Source organism: Alloalcanivorax xenomutans (genome assembly GCF_900217905.1).
Classification (GTDB): Bacteria; Pseudomonadota; Gammaproteobacteria; order Pseudomonadales; family Alcanivoracaceae; genus Alloalcanivorax; species Alloalcanivorax xenomutans.
The window spans coordinates 14,343-32,065 of sequence record NZ_OBMO01000010.1 but is presented as its reverse complement, the minus strand read 5'-3'; the positions used below and the strand labels follow the sequence as shown (position 1 = coordinate 32,065).

Annotated in this window: 17 protein-coding genes; 8 read left to right on the top strand and 9 right to left on the bottom strand. The window is 64.3% G+C overall.

Annotated elements, in window-relative coordinates; genetic code table 11:
* Positions 1 to 10: 10 nt before the first annotated feature.
* From CRO06_RS09355 to CRO06_RS09345, 3 genes are read right to left on the bottom strand one after another with little or no spacing between them, the layout of a single operon-like run.
* Positions 11 to 1,159, bottom strand: a complete 1,149-nt coding sequence (locus CRO06_RS09355; RefSeq protein WP_022996637.1) for an acyl-CoA dehydrogenase family protein — start codon at positions 1,157 to 1,159, stop codon at positions 11 to 13.
* Positions 1,156 to 2,220 carry an acyl-CoA dehydrogenase family protein gene (locus CRO06_RS09350; RefSeq protein ID WP_097058316.1) on the bottom strand — a complete coding sequence of 355 codons (1,065 nt, stop codon included), beginning with the start codon at positions 2,218 to 2,220 and terminating at the stop codon, positions 1,156 to 1,158. The genes CRO06_RS09355 and CRO06_RS09350 overlap by 4 nt, the downstream gene beginning before the upstream one ends.
* 6 nt (positions 2,221 to 2,226) lie before the next feature.
* Positions 2,227 to 3,411 carry a thiolase family protein gene (locus tag CRO06_RS09345; RefSeq protein WP_097058315.1) on the bottom strand — a complete coding sequence of 395 codons (1,185 nt, stop codon included), beginning with the start codon at positions 3,409 to 3,411 and terminating at the stop codon, positions 2,227 to 2,229.
* Positions 3,412 to 3,633: 222 nt separating this feature from the next.
* On the opposite strand from CRO06_RS09345, the gene CRO06_RS09340 reads away from it, so the two are divergent.
* Together CRO06_RS09340 and CRO06_RS09335 are read left to right on the top strand one after the other, a co-directional pair.
* On the top strand, positions 3,634 to 4,281 hold the full coding sequence (locus CRO06_RS09340) for a TetR/AcrR family transcriptional regulator (RefSeq protein WP_022996634.1): 648 nt from the start codon (positions 3,634 to 3,636) through the stop codon (positions 4,279 to 4,281).
* A gap of 257 nt (positions 4,282 to 4,538) precedes the next feature.
* A complete protein-coding gene (locus CRO06_RS09335; protein WP_026948854.1) occupies positions 4,539 to 5,573 on the top strand; it encodes an amidohydrolase family protein in 1,035 nt (344 codons plus the stop codon).
* A gap of 64 nt (positions 5,574 to 5,637) precedes the next feature.
* Here CRO06_RS09335 and CRO06_RS09330 read toward each other — a convergent pair whose 3' ends face one another.
* The 5 genes from CRO06_RS09330 to def form a co-directional block, all read right to left on the bottom strand.
* Entirely contained in the window at positions 5,638 to 7,089 is a 1,452-nt protein-coding gene (locus CRO06_RS09330) for a TrkH family potassium uptake protein (protein WP_022996632.1), read from the bottom strand.
* A gap of 82 nt (positions 7,090 to 7,171) precedes the next feature.
* A complete protein-coding gene (trkA, locus tag CRO06_RS09325) occupies positions 7,172 to 8,548 on the bottom strand; it encodes a Trk system potassium transporter TrkA (protein ID WP_014992484.1) in 1,377 nt (458 codons plus the stop codon).
* Between the two features lie 13 nt (positions 8,549 to 8,561).
* Positions 8,562 to 9,866, bottom strand: coding sequence for a 16S rRNA (cytosine(967)-C(5))-methyltransferase RsmB (rsmB, locus tag CRO06_RS09320; protein ID WP_097058314.1), 1,305 nt, complete (start codon positions 9,864 to 9,866; stop codon positions 8,562 to 8,564).
* Positions 9,859 to 10,824: a methionyl-tRNA formyltransferase gene (fmt, locus tag CRO06_RS09315; RefSeq protein ID WP_022996630.1), complete on the bottom strand. Its 966-nt coding sequence runs from the start codon at positions 10,822 to 10,824 to the stop codon at positions 9,859 to 9,861. Before fmt ends, rsmB begins: the two co-directional genes overlap by 8 nt.
* 114 nt (positions 10,825 to 10,938) lie before the next feature.
* On the bottom strand, positions 10,939 to 11,445 hold the full coding sequence (gene def / locus CRO06_RS09310) for a peptide deformylase (protein ID WP_097058313.1): 507 nt from the start codon (positions 11,443 to 11,445) through the stop codon (positions 10,939 to 10,941).
* A 150-nt stretch (positions 11,446 to 11,595) separates the two neighbouring features.
* Here def and CRO06_RS09305 point away from each other — a divergent pair, with 150 nt between their 5' ends.
* The 6 genes from CRO06_RS09305 to CRO06_RS09280 all read left to right on the top strand — a co-directional run bounded on the left by CRO06_RS09305 (position 11,596) and on the right by CRO06_RS09280 (position 17,198).
* The gene (locus CRO06_RS09305; RefSeq protein ID WP_179746549.1) at positions 11,596 to 12,666 is read left to right on the top strand and encodes a LysM peptidoglycan-binding domain-containing protein; all 1,071 of its coding nucleotides are present in this window, start codon (positions 11,596 to 11,598) and stop codon (positions 12,664 to 12,666) included.
* Positions 12,667 to 12,722: 56 nt separating this feature from the next.
* A complete protein-coding gene (dprA, locus tag CRO06_RS09300) occupies positions 12,723 to 13,793 on the top strand; it encodes a DNA-processing protein DprA (RefSeq protein WP_097058312.1) in 1,071 nt (356 codons plus the stop codon).
* A gap of 115 nt (positions 13,794 to 13,908) precedes the next feature.
* A complete protein-coding gene (gene tsaC / locus CRO06_RS09295; protein ID WP_022996626.1) occupies positions 13,909 to 14,457 on the top strand; it encodes an L-threonylcarbamoyladenylate synthase type 1 TsaC in 549 nt (182 codons plus the stop codon).
* A 37-nt stretch (positions 14,458 to 14,494) separates the two neighbouring features.
* Positions 14,495 to 15,403, top strand: a complete 909-nt coding sequence (gene hemF, locus CRO06_RS09290; RefSeq protein ID WP_022996625.1) for an oxygen-dependent coproporphyrinogen oxidase — start codon at positions 14,495 to 14,497, stop codon at positions 15,401 to 15,403.
* Positions 15,400 to 16,218 (top strand): shikimate dehydrogenase, encoded by an 819-nt coding sequence (aroE, locus tag CRO06_RS09285; protein WP_022996624.1) that lies wholly within the window; start codon positions 15,400 to 15,402, stop codon positions 16,216 to 16,218. Before hemF ends, aroE begins: the two co-directional genes overlap by 4 nt.
* Positions 16,215 to 17,198: a lipid A deacylase LpxR family protein gene (locus CRO06_RS09280; RefSeq protein WP_097058311.1), complete on the top strand. Its 984-nt coding sequence runs from the start codon at positions 16,215 to 16,217 to the stop codon at positions 17,196 to 17,198. The genes aroE and CRO06_RS09280 overlap by 4 nt, the downstream gene beginning before the upstream one ends.
* On the opposite strand, the gene CRO06_RS09275 is transcribed toward CRO06_RS09280, so the two are convergent.
* Positions 17,182 to 17,718, bottom strand: coding sequence for a gamma carbonic anhydrase family protein (locus CRO06_RS09275; protein ID WP_097058310.1), 537 nt, complete (start codon positions 17,716 to 17,718; stop codon positions 17,182 to 17,184). The two genes, CRO06_RS09280 and CRO06_RS09275, sit on opposite strands and share 17 nt — an antisense overlap.
* Positions 17,719 to 17,723 lie beyond the last annotated feature (5 nt).

Below are 17,723 nucleotides of genomic sequence, written 5' to 3'. Positions count from 1 at the left end.
TTCCTTGTTATTAACGCAAACCCAGGCCACGCGCGATGATGCCGCGCAGAATTTCCCGGGTGCCGCCTCGTAATGAAAATGCGGGTACTTGTTGCACAGCGTAGTGGAGCACTTGGAAAAAGTCCCGGTGAGCGGCGTCGGCGCGGCCGGTGTCCACCAGTTGCCGGGCAATGTCCGGAATTTCCTGTTCCAGCAGGGCCCCCAGATCCTTGACGATGGCCGCCTGCAAAGTCGGATTCTCGCCCCGTTGCAACATGCCGGCCACACTGCGTGACAGTCGGCGCAGGCTCATCAAATGGGCGGCGAGGCGGCCAACGGCGATGCGGGACTGATCGTCATCGCGGCCTTCCAGGGCGCGGATCAACTCGATCAGCACCCACAGAGTGGAGAGAAACCGGTCCGGACCGCTGCGCTCGAACGCCAGCTCGCTGAGCACCTGGTTCCAGCCGTCGCCCATCTCGCCGATCAGGGCGTCGCGGGGAACCTGGACGTTTTCGAACACCACCTCATTGAAATGATGGGCGCCGGACAGATCGTGGATCGGCCGGATGGTGATCCCCGGCAGAGTCAGATCGATCAGCAACTGGCTGGTGCCGCCATGGCGGTCCTCATGGTCACGGCTGGTGCGGCAGAACAGCACCATGTAATGGGCCTTGTGGCCGTAGGTGGTCCACAGCTTGGTACCGTTGACGATGAAGCCGTCGTCCACCGGCTCGGCGTAGGTGCGGGCGGCGGCCAGGTCGGAACCGGAATCCGGCTCGCTCATGCCGATACAGAAAAAGCATTCACCGCGGGTGATGCGTGGCAGGATCGCCTGCTTCTGGGCTTCAGTGCCATAGCGCAACAGCAGCGGGCCGCTTTGCCGGTCCGCGATCCAATGCGCCGCCACTGGCGCGCCGGCGGCTAATAGTTCCTCCAGCAGCACGTAGCGTTCCAGAGCGCTGCGTTCACTGCCGCCGTACTGCTTCGGCCAGGTCAGGCCGATCCAGCCTTGTTCTCCTAGCCGGCGGCTGAAGCCGGCGTCGAAGCCCATCCAGGATTCGACCCGTTGAAGTGGCGTGCGGCCGGCCAGCTCGGTGGCGAGGAAGTCGCGTACCTGTTCGCGAAAGCTCTCCGCCTGCTGCGATTCCGGAGGCGTCGGGAAGGACAAATCGATCATTGGCGCGCTCCTTCGGTGCTGCCGCCCAGTTCGGTGATGAAGGGCCAAAGACCATCGGCGCCGCGCGCCAGCACCTGCTCGCCCAACCGGGCCTGCCAGTAGCGCTCGCTGCCGAATTCATCGCGCCAGCTCCACAGCCGCCGGCTGTACAGGTTGAGCCGGTATTCGCGGGTTATGCCGATGGCGCCATGGACCTGGTGGGCGATGGCCAGCGCCTGGCCGGCGGCTTCGCCGCAACGGGCCTTGGCGGCGGCAATCAGAGCGTGGCGGCGCGGATCATGGAACGCGTCCACCGCCATGTCGGCGGCCCCGGCGGCTATCGCGGCCTGGGTGGCCAGTACCGCCAGTTGCTGCTGGATCGCCTGTTGCCGGGCGATGGGCTTGCCGAATTGCACTCGCCCGCTGGCGTATTGAACGGTCATATCGAGCACCGTGGCGAGGGCTCCGGCGATTTCCTGGCAGCGCAACAGCGCGCCGCTTTCGAACAGCCATTCCGCGCCAAGCGTCTCGGGCAGCTCGCGCACCCGGTGGTTGTCCAGATCAAGGTCCAGTGTCAGATCGGTGCGCGGCTGATCGGCCAGATTGGTTCCAGGCGTTGCCGCCAGACTGTCGGGGTCGAGCAGCAGCAGCCGGTTTTGCCGGTCGTGCCGGGCGATCGTTACGACTACCTCGGCGTGTTCCACCCAGGGCGCGGCCGGCAGCCGGCCGTGGACCCGCCAGCGGTCCCCTTCCCGGTTCAGTGTCAATGGGCTATGCGGGTCCGCCACGGCCAGGGTGGGCCGCCCTTCGGCGATGTCGGCGCCGGCTTCGGCAAGCAACCGGTTGGCCAGCAGAGCTTCGCCTAGCGGTGCCGCCAGCGCGTACTGACCGGCCAGGCGAACCACCGCCAGTGCGTCCGCCACCGGCAGGTCGAAGCCGCCATGGGCCTCATCCACCAGCGCCAGTGGCAGGCCGAGTTCGGCCACCCGTTGCCAGGCCGCGTCAGCGTCGTCCGGCGTTTCCCGCAGTTCGGCGAAGAGCCGCCCGGCGGTATCGAGCAGCAGGCTGCGACTATCGTCCATGGAACCTCACAGGCGCTCGATGATGGTGGTGTTGGCCATGCCGCCGGCCTCGCACATGGTCTGCAAGCCGTAACGCTGGCCGTTCTGACCCAGGGCGTGCACCAGAGTGGTCATCAGCCGGGCTCCGGAAGCACCGAGCGGATGGCCAAGCGCGATGGCGCCGCCGCGCGGGTTCAGGCGCTGTGGGTCCGCGCCCAGCTCTTTCCGCCAGGCCAGCGGCACTGGCGCAAATGCTTCGTTCACTTCGAAGTGATCGATCTGATCCACGTTCATGCCGGCTTTTTGCAGCGCCCGTTTGCTGGACGGAATGGGCGCCGTCAGCATGGTCAGCGGGCTGTCGCCGCAGACGTCAAAGCTGACGAAACGGGCCAGCGGCTTGAGCCCCAGCTTGTTGGCCAGACTCTCGCTCATGATCAGCAGAGCGGAGGCGCCGTCGGTGATCTGGGAAGCGTTGCCGGCGGTGATGCTCCAGTTGATTTCCGGGAACCGCTGTTTCAGGGCGTCGTCCTGGAATGACGGACGTAATTCACTCAGCCGTTCCGCGGTGGTGGCGGGGCGGATGGTTTCGTCCTCGGACAGGACACGGCCGTCCGGCAGGGTCACCGGCACGATTTCGTCGCGGAACGCGCCGGCTTCCCGATGAGCGGCTGCCCGCTGATGGGATTGGGCGGCGTATTGATCCAGCGTCTCGCGATCCAGTTGATAGCGGCTGGTCACCAGTTCGGCGGCCACTCCCTGGGACACCAGCCCCGGAGCATAGCGTTGCTGAACGCCCTGTCCGAACGGGTCCTGGCCCATGCGCGCGCTGCCCATGGGGACCCGGCTCATGGACTCCACGCCGCCTGCGATCACCAGCTGATTGGCGCCGGCCATGATCGACTGGGCGGCGAAATGCACCGCCTGCTGGCTGGAGCCGCATTTGCGGTCGATGGTGGTGCTGGGAACATGTTCGGGAAAGCCAGCGGCGAGTAAGGCCATGCGCCCGGGGGTGGCGGACTGTTCGCCGGACTGGCTGACGCAACCGATCATGACGTCGTCCACCAGGCCAGGGTCGATATCGTGGCGCTGGACGGTCTCTTTCAACAAGGCGGCGAGCAGGTCCACCGGGTGCAGGCCGGCCAGCCCGCCATCGGGCTTGCCACGGCCCATGGGCGTACGCAGGGCGTCGACGATAACGGCGGCTTCAGTCATGACGGGCTCCATGCCGGGGATTGCCCGGCGGCAGGGGGGAATTCATTTGTACTCCTTATTACGGCCGTCATCCGGGAATATCCGGGGGGCATCGCCCGTCGGGTCCGGGACCCTGGCGCGAAAAGGGCGCTCGGGGCTCGACAAAACGGGATAAACAATCAACCATGATTTTTTTTGCCGGTCAAGATGGCTGGCATCCGGCGAACGCAATGGACAAGAACCATGACCGAAGACGTAGAGAACTCTCCGGCGACGGACGCGGAAGTCCCCGGTGCCCGGCGCGCCCCCCGGCAGGCGCGCAGTCTGGATACCCGGGAGAAGCTGGTGACCGCTGCCCTGGAGTTGATCCGCACGGAAGGTTATGCCGCCCTGAGCACCCCGCTGGTGGCACGCCGCGCGGGCGTCTCCCGTGGTGCGCTGCAATACCATTTCGCCTCCCGTGACGATCTGTTCGTGGCGGTTCGCAGCCGTCTGGCATTGCGCCTGGACTGGGGGTTTCCGGTGGCGGAGCTGGCGGCCCGGCCTCTGGCTGAGCGGGTGGCCTGGGTGGTGGACCATTACTGGTCGGTGCTGGGCAGCGATGATTATGTGGCGGCCATGGAGATCCGCCTGTATGAGCGTTTCAACGGCGCGCTCCATGCCCAGCTGTGCCAGGAAATGCGGGAGCTGGCGGAAACGCGCCACCGGGAATGGGTGCGTCTGTTCGCCGACGTGTCACTGGACACCGACACTCTGGTCGGTGTGCGCACTTACATGATGGACGCTCTGCGCGGCATTGCTCTCAGGCGCATCGAGATGGGGCCGGAGGAGCGGGTGCGGCCGGCGCTGGCGTTGCTCAAGACCAGCCTGGTGGGGCTGCTGGCTGAATAATCCCGGGCCGCCATCCCTCTGTAGGAGCTTGCCCTGCAAGCGTTTTTCTGGGGGGCCGGCAGCCCGATTCGCTTGCAAGGCAAGCTCCTACAACGGCTTGGTAGCTCGGTCCGTGGCAAGTGGCCAGGAAGGGCGATTATAAAAAATCAGCTTTGATTGTCGTCACGAAAAGTGGAAAAGTATCGGGCTGATTCCGGCCCGTCCGGGATCGGAAACCCGGAAATGAAAACAACAGGCCGGGACAATCAGGAGCCTTGATGACAACAACAACGTCACAAAAACCGGTGCTACCCGGTCCGGATCGGGACTGGCTGGCACGACATCAGGAGCCGGTGCTGGAGCCGGATCTGGCCATCGTCGACCCGCATCATCATCTGTGGGGGCCGCCGCGCGCCACCTATCTGCAAGCGGATATCGAAACTGATTTGAACGCCGGCCACCGCATCATTGGCACTGTCTTCGTGGAATGCCTGGAACAGTACCGTGACACCGGTCCGGAGCCGATGCGGCCGCTGGGCGAGACCCGTTTTGCCCGGAGTGTGGCGGAGGCCACCGGCGGCCGCGTCTGCACTGGCATCGTCGGTCACGCCGATTTGCGCCTGGGCACTTCGGTGAATCGGGTGCTGGAAGGTCACCTGAAGGAAGGCGGCGGCCGTTTCCGCGGCATTCGCCAGTCCAGCGTCTGGGATCCAGACCCGACGGTACGCACCACCACCCGGATTCCACCGGAGAAGCTGCTGCTGGATCCGAATTTCCGCGAAGGGTTCGCCTGTCTGGCGCCGCTGGGACTGAGCTTCGATTGCTGGACCTACTTCCACCAGTTGCCGGAACTGGAGAATCTGGCGCGGGCGTTCCCCGACACGGTCATCGTGCTGGATCACGTCGGCGGCGTGCTCGGTGTCGGGCCTTACGCCGGGCGTCGTGACGCGCTGTTCCCGGAATGGCGCATGGCGATCGAATCGCTGGCGCGCTGCGCCAATGTACGGATCAAACTGGGTGGTCTGGGCATGCACAGCTGCGGTTTCGGCCTGGATGGTCAGCCGTTACCGCCCTCCTCGGAGGCTCTGGTGGAGCTCTGGCGCCCTTATCTGGATGTCTGCCTGTCCGCCTTCGGTGTGGAAAGGGCGATGTTCGAAAGTAACTTCCCGGTGGACCAGGTGTCCTGTTCCTACGCGGTGTTGTGGAACGCCTTCAAACGGTACGCCGCCGGTTTTTCCGAGGCGGAGAAAGCGGCATTGTTCCGGGAAAATGCCATTGAAACGTACCGGTTGGAGATTCCGCAGGGCCAATGATTCGCGGTTGGCGCCACGCCTTTCCACAAACCGGGCTACGAAGCCGCTGTGGTTCCAATCACGATCACTGCTTCCAGAACAGCGGCGTGAACAGCACCAGCAAGGTAAAGATCTCCAGACGGCCGAGCAGCATCAGCAGCGTCATCATCCACTTGGCGGCGGGGGAAATATCGGCGAAGCCGCTGGCCACGCCGCCAATGCCCACACCCAGGTTGTTCAGACTGGCGGCAACACAACTGACCGCTGTGGTCAGGTCCAGGCCGGTGACGGTGAACAGCAGGGTGAAGACCACCGCGATGGTGATGTAAACACCGACAAAGCCCCACACCGCCTGCAGCACCCGATCATTTACCGTATGGCGGCCGAAGCGCAGGGCAAAGGCGCCATTGGGGTAAATCAGCCGCCGCAGTTCGCGAATACTGTGGTGGAACACCAGAGCCCCGCGCACGCTCTTCATGCCGCCACCGGTGGAACCGGCGCTGGCGCCGAGGAAACTGGTGAACACCAGCAAAAAGGGCACGAAACCCGGCCAGGCGGCGGCGTTGGTGCTGGTGTAGCCGGTACCGGTGCTGAACGAGGCTACCTGGAAAGCGGCGTGACGCAGGGTTTCATCGGCGCTCTGGAACACGTTGAAGGCCAGCAGACCCAGGGTCACCAGCAAAATGTAGAGGAACACCATGCCGATGTAGAACCGGAACTCTGGATCACGCACGAAAGTCAGTGGCGAGAGGCCGCGAATGGCGGCGAAATGGAGGGCGAAGTTGGTTCCGCCGATGATAATGAAGACGGTGGTGATCCAGTCGATGGCGGCACTATCCCAATAGGCCATGGACTGATCATGGGTGGAGAAACCGCCGGTGGCCACGGTGCTGAAGCTGTGGGTGATGGCGTCGAACAGGGTCATACCGGCGAGCCAGTAGGCCGAAGCGCATGCCACGGTAATGAACAGGTACAGGTACCACAGCGCCTTGGCGGTTTCGGCGATGCGCGGGGTCAGCTTGGCGTCCTTCATCGGCCCCGGAATCTCCGCTTTGTACAGCTGCATGCCCCCGATGCCCAACATGGGCAGGATCGCCACCGCCAGCACGATAACGCCCATGCCGCCAAACCACTGCAGTTGCTGGCGGTAATAGAGAATCGATTTTGGCAACGTATCCAGACCGGAAAGCACCGAGGCGCCGGTGGTGGTCAGGCCGGACACGGATTCAAACACCGCGTCGGTGAAACCCACCGGAGTGTCGGCGGAAATCAAAAACGGCAGGCCGCCAATCACGCCCAGTACCGACCAGAACAGCGTCACCACCAGGAAGCCGTCACGGGTCTGCAGTTCGGCGCGATGACGGAAGAACGGCAGCCACAGCACCAGGCCGAGCAGCAACGAGATCACGAAGGAGGCCAGGAACGGCCCTTCGCTGCCGTCCTGATAGAAGTAGGACACCGCCACCGGTGGCATCATGGTGAAACTGAACACCACCAACAGCAGGCCGAGCACTTTGGAGATCAGCGCGAAATGCATGGCGCCCCCTCGTCAATGAAAGAGGGGGCGCCCGCTGCCCTGTGTTTTGCTCTCTCCGTCATCATCAACGCAACGGCCTTCATCAGAAGAACGTGAACCCGACCTGGAACAGCTTCTCCACATCGCGGATGCGGCGCCGGTCGATCAGGAACAGGATCACGTGATCGTTCGGTTCGATCACCACGTCATCATGGGCGATCAGCACCCGTTCACCGCGTACCACGGCGCCGATGGTGGTGCCTTCCGGCAAGTCGATGTCCTCGATGGCGCGACCCACCACCTTGGAGGATTTGGCGTCACCGTGAGCAATCGCCTCGATGGCCTCGGCGGCGCCGCGGCGCAGCGAATAGACGTTGACCACGTCACCACGGCGTACATGGGTGAGCAGGCTGCCGATGGTGGATTGCTGCGGTGAGATGGCGATGTCGATGTCATGACCCTGTACCAGGTCCACGTAGGCGGGGTTGGCGATCAGCGTCATCACCTTGCGCGCGCCCAGGCGTTTGGCCAGCAGCGAGGCCATGATGTTGGCCTCGTCGTCGTTGGTCAGAGCGCAGAACACATCGGTGTTCTCGATGTTGGCCTTGAGCAATTCGTCGCGATCGGTGGAGAGGCCCTGCAGCACCACGGTGTGCTCCAGTTTTTCGCCGAGCCAGTCGGCCCGTTGCGGGGAGCGCTCGATGACTTTGACGTTGTAGCGGTGCTGGATGCTTTTCGCCAGGCGATAGCCGATATTGCCGCCGCCGGCGATGAGCACGCGCTTGTAGTTGTGCTCCAGCCGGCGCAGCTCGCTCATTACCGCGCGGATGTCGTTCTTGGCGGCGATGAAGAACACTTCGTCGTCCGCCTCGATGACCGTGTTGCCTTCCGGAATGATGGGCCGGTTGCGGCGGAAAATCGCCGCCACCCGGGTATCCACATTGGGCATGTGCTTGCGCAGTTCACGCAGCTCGTTACCCACCAGTGGGCCGCCGTAATAGGCGCGCACCGCCACCAGTTGCACCCGGCCGCCGGCGAAATTCACCACTTGCAGAGCACCGGGATGTTCGATCAGACGCTTGATATAGTCGGTGACCACCTGCTCGGGGCTGATGATCACGTCGATGGGAATGGCGCTTTCGTTAAACAGCTTGTCGGCGCGGCTGGTGTAATGGGCGGTGCGGATACGGGCGATCTTGGTGGGGGTGCGGAACAGGCTGTACGCCACCTGGCAGGCGACCATGTTGACCTCGTCGGAGTTGGTCACCGCGATCAGCATGTCGGCGTCCTCGGCGCCGGCGTCCTTGAGCACGCTGGGGTAGCAGCCCATGCCCTGCACCGTGCCGATGTCGAGGCGGTCCCCCAGTTCCCGCAGGCGCTCGCCGTCGGTATCAATGACGATGATATCGTTGCGTTCGCCGGCGAGGTTCTCCGCCAACGTGCCGCCCACCTGGCCGGCACCCAGAATAATGATCTTCATGATCGCGGTCCGATCACCCCATGGTTTTGCGCAGGCGGGCCAGATAAAAACCGTCCGGCCCCTGATCCCGCGGCAGCAATTGCCAGCCCCGCGACGCCGGTGACGGATCGCCAATGCCCGGCGTGTCCTCGGTGGCGTCTTCGGTGCGCTCGAGGAACGCACTGATTTGCTGATCGTTTTCGGCGCGCAGCACCGAGCAGGTGGCGTACACCAGCGTACCCCCGGGGCGCAGAAGCGGCCATAGTGCATCCAGCATGCGCGCTTGTAAATCCACCAGTGCCGGCAGGTCCTGGCGGCGGCGGTGCCATTTCACATCCGGTTGACGGCGCAGGATGCCGGTAGCCGAGCAGGGGGCGTCCAGCAGAATGGTGTCAAACGGCTCACCGTCCCACCAGCTTTGCGGTTCGGCGGCGTCACCCCGGAGCACGGTGGCCTCGGCGCCGAGACGCTTGAGCGCCTCACGGACCTGACGCAGGCGCGGCTCGGAAACGTCCAGAGCCACCAGCCGCGCGCCGGGAAAGGCTTCGGCCAACTGCCCGGTCTTGCCGCCGGGCGCGGCGCAGGCGTCGAGTATGCGGGCGCCGTCCGGTACCGCCATCAGGGTCACCGGCAGTTGTGCCGCTTCATCCTGCACCGTCAGTTCGCCCTCGGCGAAACCGGGCAGGGCGGTGACCGGGCGGGGCGGCGACAGATACAGCGCCCAGGGAGAGAGGGCGCCGGCGCGGGCTTCGTCGCCGAATTGTGTCAGCCAATGGTCGCGGTGGTGGTGTCGCTGATTCACCCGCAAGGTCAGCGGTGGCGGCGTCAGACTGGCCTCGGCCATGGCGGCGGCCTGATCCGGCCAGTCGCTTTGCCACTGTTGCCAGAGCCAGTCCGGCAGCGACCAGCGCACCGCGTCGGGGTAGTCGGCGAAGGCGGTGGCGGCGTCAATACGGCTGGCCTTGCGCAACACCGCGTTGGCCAGGCCGCTGGCCCAGCCCGCTTTCAATTTGCGGCATAAGTCCGGATAGGCATTGACCACCGCATGATCGGCGCGGTCGCTGAACCACAGTTCGTAAAGGCCGCACAGGAGCGCCAGACGCACCGGTTGGGCACTGGGTTTGAGCGGCTTGCTCAGTTGTTGATTGAGCCAGTGATTGAGCGGGCGCAGGTAGCGGCAGACACCAAAGCAGAGGTCGCGCATCAGGCCGCCGGCGGCGCCGTCCAGGGCCTGGGCGCGCAGCACTTCGCGCAGACTGGCGCCATCGCCACTGCCGGGCAGCACACGATTGAGGGCGCGTACCGCCACCAGACGGGGGTTGGGGGTGGCCTCAGCCAAGATGACCGCCCCGCGCGAACAGATCCGGGTGGCCGCGCAGTACCTCGGCCACGCTCATCGGCTTCTTGCCTGGCAACTGGATACGCTGCAACCGCAATGCGATGTCGCCGCAGGCCACCACTACGCCGTCGGCGTCGGCGGTGACGATGTCGCCCGGCTCCAGCAGGGTGGTGTCGGCGTCGCACTCCCGCGCTTCCCATACCCGCACGGCCTTGCCATCCAGATCAAACCAGCACACCGGCCAGGGATTGAACGCGCGGATGCGGCAGCTCAGGGCCCGGGCCGGCAGGCGGAAGTCCAGGCGGGCTTCTTCCTTGCTCAGCTTGTGGGCGTAGGTGACGCCATCGTCCGGCTGTGGCTGTGCCCGCTGTAAATGGCCGGGCAGATCCTCCAGCACCGTGACCAGCAGGCGCGCGCCTTGCCCGGCCAGCCGGTCGTGCAGTTCTCCACCGGTTTCACGCTCGCCGATGTCCAGCGCTTCGGCGAGCAGCATGGGGCCGGTATCAAGGCCGGCGTCCATGCGCATGATGGTGGTACCGCTTTGCCGGTCACCGGCCATGATGGCGCGCTGGATCGGCGCCGCGCCACGCCAGCGCGGCAGCAGCGAAGCGTGCACGTTGACGCAGGCCAGCCGGGGGATATCCAGCACCGCCTGGGGGATGATCAGGCCGTAGGCGACCACGATCAGCGCGTCCAGTTCGAGATCGCGAAGCCGGTTCTGGATCGCTTCGTCCTTAAGAGTGGCGGGTTGCAGAACCGGGATGCCGGCGCTCTCCGCCAGCGCTTTGACCGGCCCGGGCTTGACCTTCTTGCCGCGCCCGGCGCCACGGTCCGGCTGGGTCAGCACGGCGACAACGTCATGAGAGCTTTCCAGCAGCGCTTGCAGGCAGCTCGCGGCGAAGTCCGGCGTGCCGGCGAAGGCCAGCCGTAATCGGGAAGATTGTTCGGAATGGGCCACGATGGTGATCCGTCTCCAGGAAGCAGGGCAGCGCCGCCGCCCTGGGGAAATGAGTGTCAGAGCCTGCTCGTGCGTCCGGGGGTGGAAACCTTGAACAGGCTCTTAAACCGGTGCTCAGGCTTGCTGGCGGTGAATTTTCTGCAGTTTCTTCTTGATACGGTCGCGTTTGAGCCGCGATACGTAATCCACGAACAGCTTGCCATCCAGATGATCAATCTCGTGCTGGATGCAGGTGGCGAGCAGGCCGTCGGCCTCCATCTCAAACGGATTGCCGTCCCGGTCCAGGGCCTTGATCATCACCCGCGCCGGCCGCTCCACCTGTTCGTAGAAGCCCGGCACCGACAGGCAGCCCTCCTCATAGGGAGCGAGATCCCCGGTGAGCGGGGTGATCTCCGGATTGATGAACACCAGCGGCTGATCCCGTTCCTCGGAGATGTCGATCACCAGCAAACGCTGATGCACGTTCACCTGGGTCGCCGCCAGACCGATGCCGGATGCCTCGTACATGGTTTCGATCATATCGTCGATCAGTTTGCGAAGCGCGTCATCCACCTGCTCCACCGGTTTTGCTACGGTGCGGAGTCGGGGGTCGGGGAATTCAAGTATTTCCAGTTTGGCCATTTGGGGTCCCGGCTAGTCTGCTGTTGCCAGACTACTTTAGATTTGGTTGCTAACTCTATGATCACGTTGCTAGTATCGAGAATCGGCTCACGCCGATTTGGGGGATGCATCCACAACGTGGGTGCTCATAATCATAAAAGGAAACCACTGATGATCAAAACGCTCCGGCGCCTGGCGGCGGCGTGCGCGATGCTGGTGGTGGCCGCCGGCGTTTCCGCCGTAACCCTGCGCGATAATCACCCGGACGTCTACTACGTCAAGAAAGACGATACTCTCTGGGACATCAGCGGGCGTTTCCTGGAACATCCCTGGCAATGGCCCGAGATCTGGCACGTTAATCCCGCCATCAAGAACCCGCACCTGATTTTTCCCGGTGACGCCATTCGCCTGTCCTGGGTGGATGGTGAACCACGGCTGGAGCTGGATCGCGCCAGCGGTGAGCAAAGCCAGTTGCCCGACGGCACCGTGAAGCTGTCACCCAGGATACGGGAAATGAGCCGCGAGGACGCCATCCCGGCGATTCCGATGAACGCCATCCAAAGCTATCTCAAGCAGGCCCTGGTACTGGAGCGCGCGGATATCAGCGCCGCGCCCTATATTCTCGGTGGGCAGGACCGCCGTGTCATCTTCGGCGGTGGCGATACCGTCCACGCCCGTGACCCGGAGCAGCGTTGGGAAAACGCCGAGCAGCGCTATGGGCTGTATCGAGTGGGGGAAGAATACGTGGACCCGGTCACCGATGAGGTGCTGGGCTACGAGGCCCGTCAGGTCGGTTTGGCCTCGGTGGCGCGTATCGAGGAAGACATGGCCACCATGCGGGTGTTGCGCTCTTCCGAGGACCTGCGGGTGGATGATCGGCTGTTCCCGCAACCGGATCAGCGCGTGCGCGCTTTGCTGTATCCACACGCGCCGGAGGAAAAAGTGGAGGGCCGTATCATCCGCTTCTTCGACCGGATCAGCAGCGTCGCCCGCAATGACGTGGTAGTGATCAACCGCGGCGCCCGGGAAGGCATGGAGGAAGGCCACGTGCTGGATATCTTCCAGCAGGGCGAGCAGGTTCGGGACCGGCAGCAGGATGAGATGGTGCGTCTGCCCCGTACCCGGGCCGGTTCCCTGGTGCTGTTCCGGGTGTTCGAGAAAGTCAGCTATGGGCTGATCATGGAATCCCAGCGCCCGGTTTACATGAACGACGTGGTGGAAAGCCCGGAAGGCAGTTACTAGCCGCGGCCTCAGGCCGATTTACAGAGTCCATAACGCGCACAGGGAGGTGCGTTTTTATGCGAGACCAGCTTGCGCGCCTGGCGTTGGCCAAGGCGTTCGATCCCGCTTCCATGCAGCTCGGCGAGGCCCTGCGCCGCCGGCCCATCGACGAAACCCCGCTGACCCGCTATGCCGAGGCCCTGCCCGGGCGCCTGCCGAATCCGAGCGAACGCCGGCGCTGGCTGACGGCCCCGGAATCCCTCGAGCCGCAGTGGCGACCGCTGGCCGCTCAGGGCTGGCGCTGGCTGGCCCTGGGGGACGAGGATTATCCGCCGCTGCTGGCGGATCTGCCGGACGCGCCGGGGGTGCTGGCGGTACTGGGCGAGGTGTCCGCGCTGGCGCGGCCTCAAATCGCCATGGTCGGGGCCCGTGGCGCGTCCGCCGAAGGGGAGGCCAACGCCTATCGTTTCAGCCGTTGCCTGGCCGCGGCGGGATTCGCCGTCACCAGCGGGCTGGCCCTGGGGGTGGACGGCGCCGCCCACCGTGGCGCCCTTGCCGCCCCCGGGATCACCCTGGCGGTGCTGGGGCATGGTCCCGGCAAGCTCTATCCACCACGCCATCGCCGGCTGGCCGGGGAGATCATCGCCGCCGGCGGAGCCCTGGTCAGTGAATTCGCCCCGGGGCGCCCGCCGTCCCGGCGTTCTTTCCCGCAACGCAACCGGCTCATCAGCGGCCTGAGTCTGGGGGTCGTGGTGGTGGAAGCGGCGCTGCGCAGTGGTTCTCTGATCACCGCCCGCTGTGCCGCCGAGCAGGGGCGGGAAGTGTTCGCCATCCCTGGATCCATTCATAACCCGCTTAGCAAGGGCTGCCATAAACTGCTGCGCGAAGGGGCCAACTGGCTGGAATGTACCGACGATGTGCTGGCGACGTTCGAGGACTTTCATCGCACCGTGGCGCACAGTCCGTCATTGAGCAAGCCGACGCCGCCGTTGCTGCGGTATTTCATCGGCGGTGTGAACAGCCTTGACCAGCTGTGTGAGCGCTCCGGTCTGGCGCCGCCGGAGCTGACCGCGGCGTTGCTGGAACTGGAGCGGGAGGGGCACATCGAACGGGTCGGTGGCGGCTATGTGAGCCGTCCGCCGGGCTGACCCGCCAAGGCTGTCGGGCAGCAATCCGTCCGGTGCTGGCGGGATGGCCGCCACAACGGGTATCCTACGAGCCGACCGGAGAGGCTCTCCCCATTCGTCCTGACGCGCTTTTTAAATGAATCTGCACTTGGACACGGCGGCCCGCATCATTCACGCGGGCGGCGTAATCGCTTACCCCACGGAAACCGTATACGGCCTCGGTTGCGACCCGTTCAATCGTGAGGCGGTGAACAAACTGCTGGCGATCAAATCCCGCCCCTGGCGTAAAGGATTGATTATGGTGGCCGCGGACCTGTCCCAGCTCGACGGGCTGGTCGCCCTGAGTGGAGTCCAGCGCGAGCAACTGGCGTCTATCTGGCCGGCACCGGTGACGTACTTGCTGCCGGCCACCCCGGCGGTTCCAGAGTGGGTTCGCGGCGAACACGCCAAGGTGGCGGTTCGGGTCAGTCCGCACCCGCTGGTGCGGGCCCTGGCCCGGGCCGTGGGCACGCCGATCATCTCCACCAGCGCCAATCGCGCTGGTCAGCCCCCTGCCCGCAATCGTTTTCAGGTGGCTCGGGTAATGGGGGCGGAGCTGGATTTCATCGTCACCGGTGACTGTGACCCCAGGGCCCGCCCCTCCACCATTATCGATCTGGAAACCGGGCAGGTCGTGCGGGCCTGACCGGCGCGACCGCCCAGATAACCACGGAGTAATGCCGATGACCGATGTGGCGCCGCAAGCGGTAAAGCGCTATCTGCTTGAGCTGCAGGACCGCATTTGCCGGGAGCTTGAGGATGAGGACGGTGGGGCCCGCTTCCTCGAGGACGCCTGGGAGCGTCCTGAAGGCGGCGGTGGCCGTAGCCGGGTGATCAGCGAGGGGGCCGTGTTTGAGAAGGGCGGGGTCAACTTCTCCCATGTGTACGGCGAGAGTCTGCCGCCTTCCGCCAGCGCTCATCGGCCGGAGCTGGCCGGCCGCTCTTTTCAGGCCATGGGCGTTTCGCTGGTGCTGCATCCGCACAACCCCTATGTGCCCACCAGTCATGCCAATGTCCGTTTCTTTCTGGCGGAAAAGCCGGGTGAAGCACCGGTATGGTGGTTCGGTGGCGGCTTTGACCTGACGCCCTATTACGGATTCGAAGAGGATGCGGTGGCCTGGCACAGTGTGGCGAGGGACGCCTGCGCGCCGTTCGGTGAGGACCTTTACGCGGAGTTCAAGGCCTGGTGTGACCGCTACTTCTACCTGAAGCACCGGGACGAACCGCGCGGTATTGGCGGGCTGTTCTTCGATGATTTCAACCGGCTCGGTTTTGACCAAAGCTTTGCTTTCATGCGTAGCGTCGGTGACGCCTTCATCCGTGCCTATCGGCCGATCGTGGCGCGCCGCAAGGCCACGCCCTTCGGGGAGCGCCAGCGCCGCTTCCAGCTTTATCGGCGCGGCCGTTACGTGGAATTCAACCTGGTCTACGATCGCGGCACCCTGTTCGGCCTGCAATCCGGCGGCCGTACCGAATCCATCCTCATGTCGTTGCCGCCGCTGGTGCGCTGGGATTACGACTGGCGGCCGCAGCCGGGCAGCGAGGAAGCCGCGTTGTACGAACAGTTCCTGATTCACAAGGAGTGGGTATGACCGATCGCTACGCGGTGTTTGGCAATCCGGTAAGTCATTCCCGGTCACCGGACATCCACCACGCCTTTGCCGCTCAGCGTGGCGAGGACCTCAGCTACGAGCGTATCGAAGCGCCTCTGGACGGCTTCGCTGAATCGGTCGGTGCCTTTTTTCAGGCCGGTGGCAAAGGCGCCAACGTCACCGTGCCGTTCAAGGAACAGGCCCATGATTTGTGCGATGTGCTCACCGAGCGGGCACGACAGGCCGGTGCGGTGAATACGCTGTGGCGGGAGCAGGGTAAATGTTATGGCGACAACACCGACGGCGCTGGGCTGGTTACCGACCTGTGCGATAACCAGGGCTGGGAGTTGCAGGGGCGGCGGATACTGATTCTCGGTGCCGGCGGTGCCGTTCGCGGTGTGCTTGGACCACTGTTGGCGCGCACACCCGCGGCGCTGACTATTGCCAACCGTACCGTGGCACGGGCGCGGAATCTGGTCACGTTATTCCAGAATACGCATTGTCCGGTGGCGGCGGCGGGGCTTGAGGAATTGAGTGGTGACTTCGACGTCATCCTCAACGCCATATCGGCGGGATTACAAGGAGAAATGCCGGCGTTGCCGGCGAGCCTGGTACACCGGGATACGGTGGCCTACGACATGGTTTATGGCCGTCAGCCGACGCCGTTCATGAGATGGGCGGGCGCCGCTGGCGCGGCGGGTATATGCGATGGCCTGGGCATGTTGGTGGAGCAGGCGGCGGAGGCCTTTCAGGTTTGGCGGGGGTGGCGGCCGGACACTCGTCCGGTGCTCAACAGCCTACGGAGCGCGTCATGATTCAGATGCGAAATTGGATCCTTGGTGCCGGCCTTTCCTTCGCTGGCGTATGTGGTGCGGATACGTTTGGTTTCGCCTGGGATAACGACCTGTTCGTCGGTTTGGACAAGAATTACACCAATGGCCTGCGCATCAGTTGGGTTGGCGATGGTCATGGCAAATGCGATGACAACGGTGGCGCTACCTGCGCGGTGGCGCGAGCCCTGGATCCGCTGCCGGGAGTGTCCGCGGCGGATGAGCGCCATGCTCTCACCGTCAGCCTGGAACAGATCATGGTGACGCCCGACGATATCGAGCGTTCCACGCCGGATTACAGTGATGTGCCCTATGTGGGCTACAGCAATATGGAACTGGGCCTGTTCAGTTGGGACACCCATAATCTGTACGGCTACGGTATCAGAGGTGGCGTGGTGGGGCCGGACTCCGGCGCGGAGGAAAGCCAGAAGATCGTCCACAAGGTCACGGGTTCCACCCGGCCAAGGGGGTGGGACAATCAGCTCGGCCCGGATCTCATCGGCGGGGTCTATTTTTTGCACGCCCATCGCTTCCTCAAGCGGGAATACGACAGCGGTTATCAGTTGGAGCTGGGTGGTGCCTGGGGCGTTGACGTCAACAATTTCGACGGCAACGCGCAGAGCGGAGGCTTCATCCGTTTCGGCCGCAACCTGCCCGGCAATTTCATTCCGGATTACGCGGGTATCGGTACCGCCGGGTCCCTGGTGGGACTGTTCGATAACCCCGGGTTCGGCTGGGAGCTGTTCCTGGGGTCATCCGTGCAGTACAACGGCTATTCCTACATCGAGCGTAAGGGCGGGGACTACAACATCGACAAGGAAGACTGGACCGTCACGCTGATCGGTGGGGCCGGTGTTCGCAACGACCGCTTCAGCTTTACCATGACCCTGCAGCACTCCACATCACCGATCCGCGACAGTGATCCGATCAGCTTCGGCAACATGTCGTTCATGTGGGCGATTTAAGGTACTGGTCCTTCAGCTTCACATAATTGCCCGCCACATAGGGCAGGAACGCCAACTCCTCCTCGGTCAGCCGGCGCGCCGGTTTGGCCGGGCTGCCCCGGTACAGCCAACCGCTTTCCAGGCGTTTGCCGGGGCTCACCAGGGTGCCGGCGGCGATCATCACGTCGTCTTCCACCACCGCGCCGTCCATGATCATCGCCTGCATGCCCACCATGACCCGGTTGCCCACGGTGCAGCCATGCAACATGGCCTGGTGGCCAAGAGTGCCATCGTCGCCGATGGTCAGCGGAAAGCCGTCCGGGTTGAAACGGGAGGCGTGGGTAATGTGCAGCACGGCGTTGTCCTGAACGCTGGTGCGGGCGCCAATGCGGATACGGTGCATATCGCCGCGCACCACCGCCCCCGGCCAGATCGAACAGTCCTCGCCCAGGGTTACATCACCGATCACGGTGGCGGCGGGGTCCACATATACCCGTTCGCTCAGTTGCGGTACCTTGTCTTCGAAGCGACGAATCCCCATCTCTT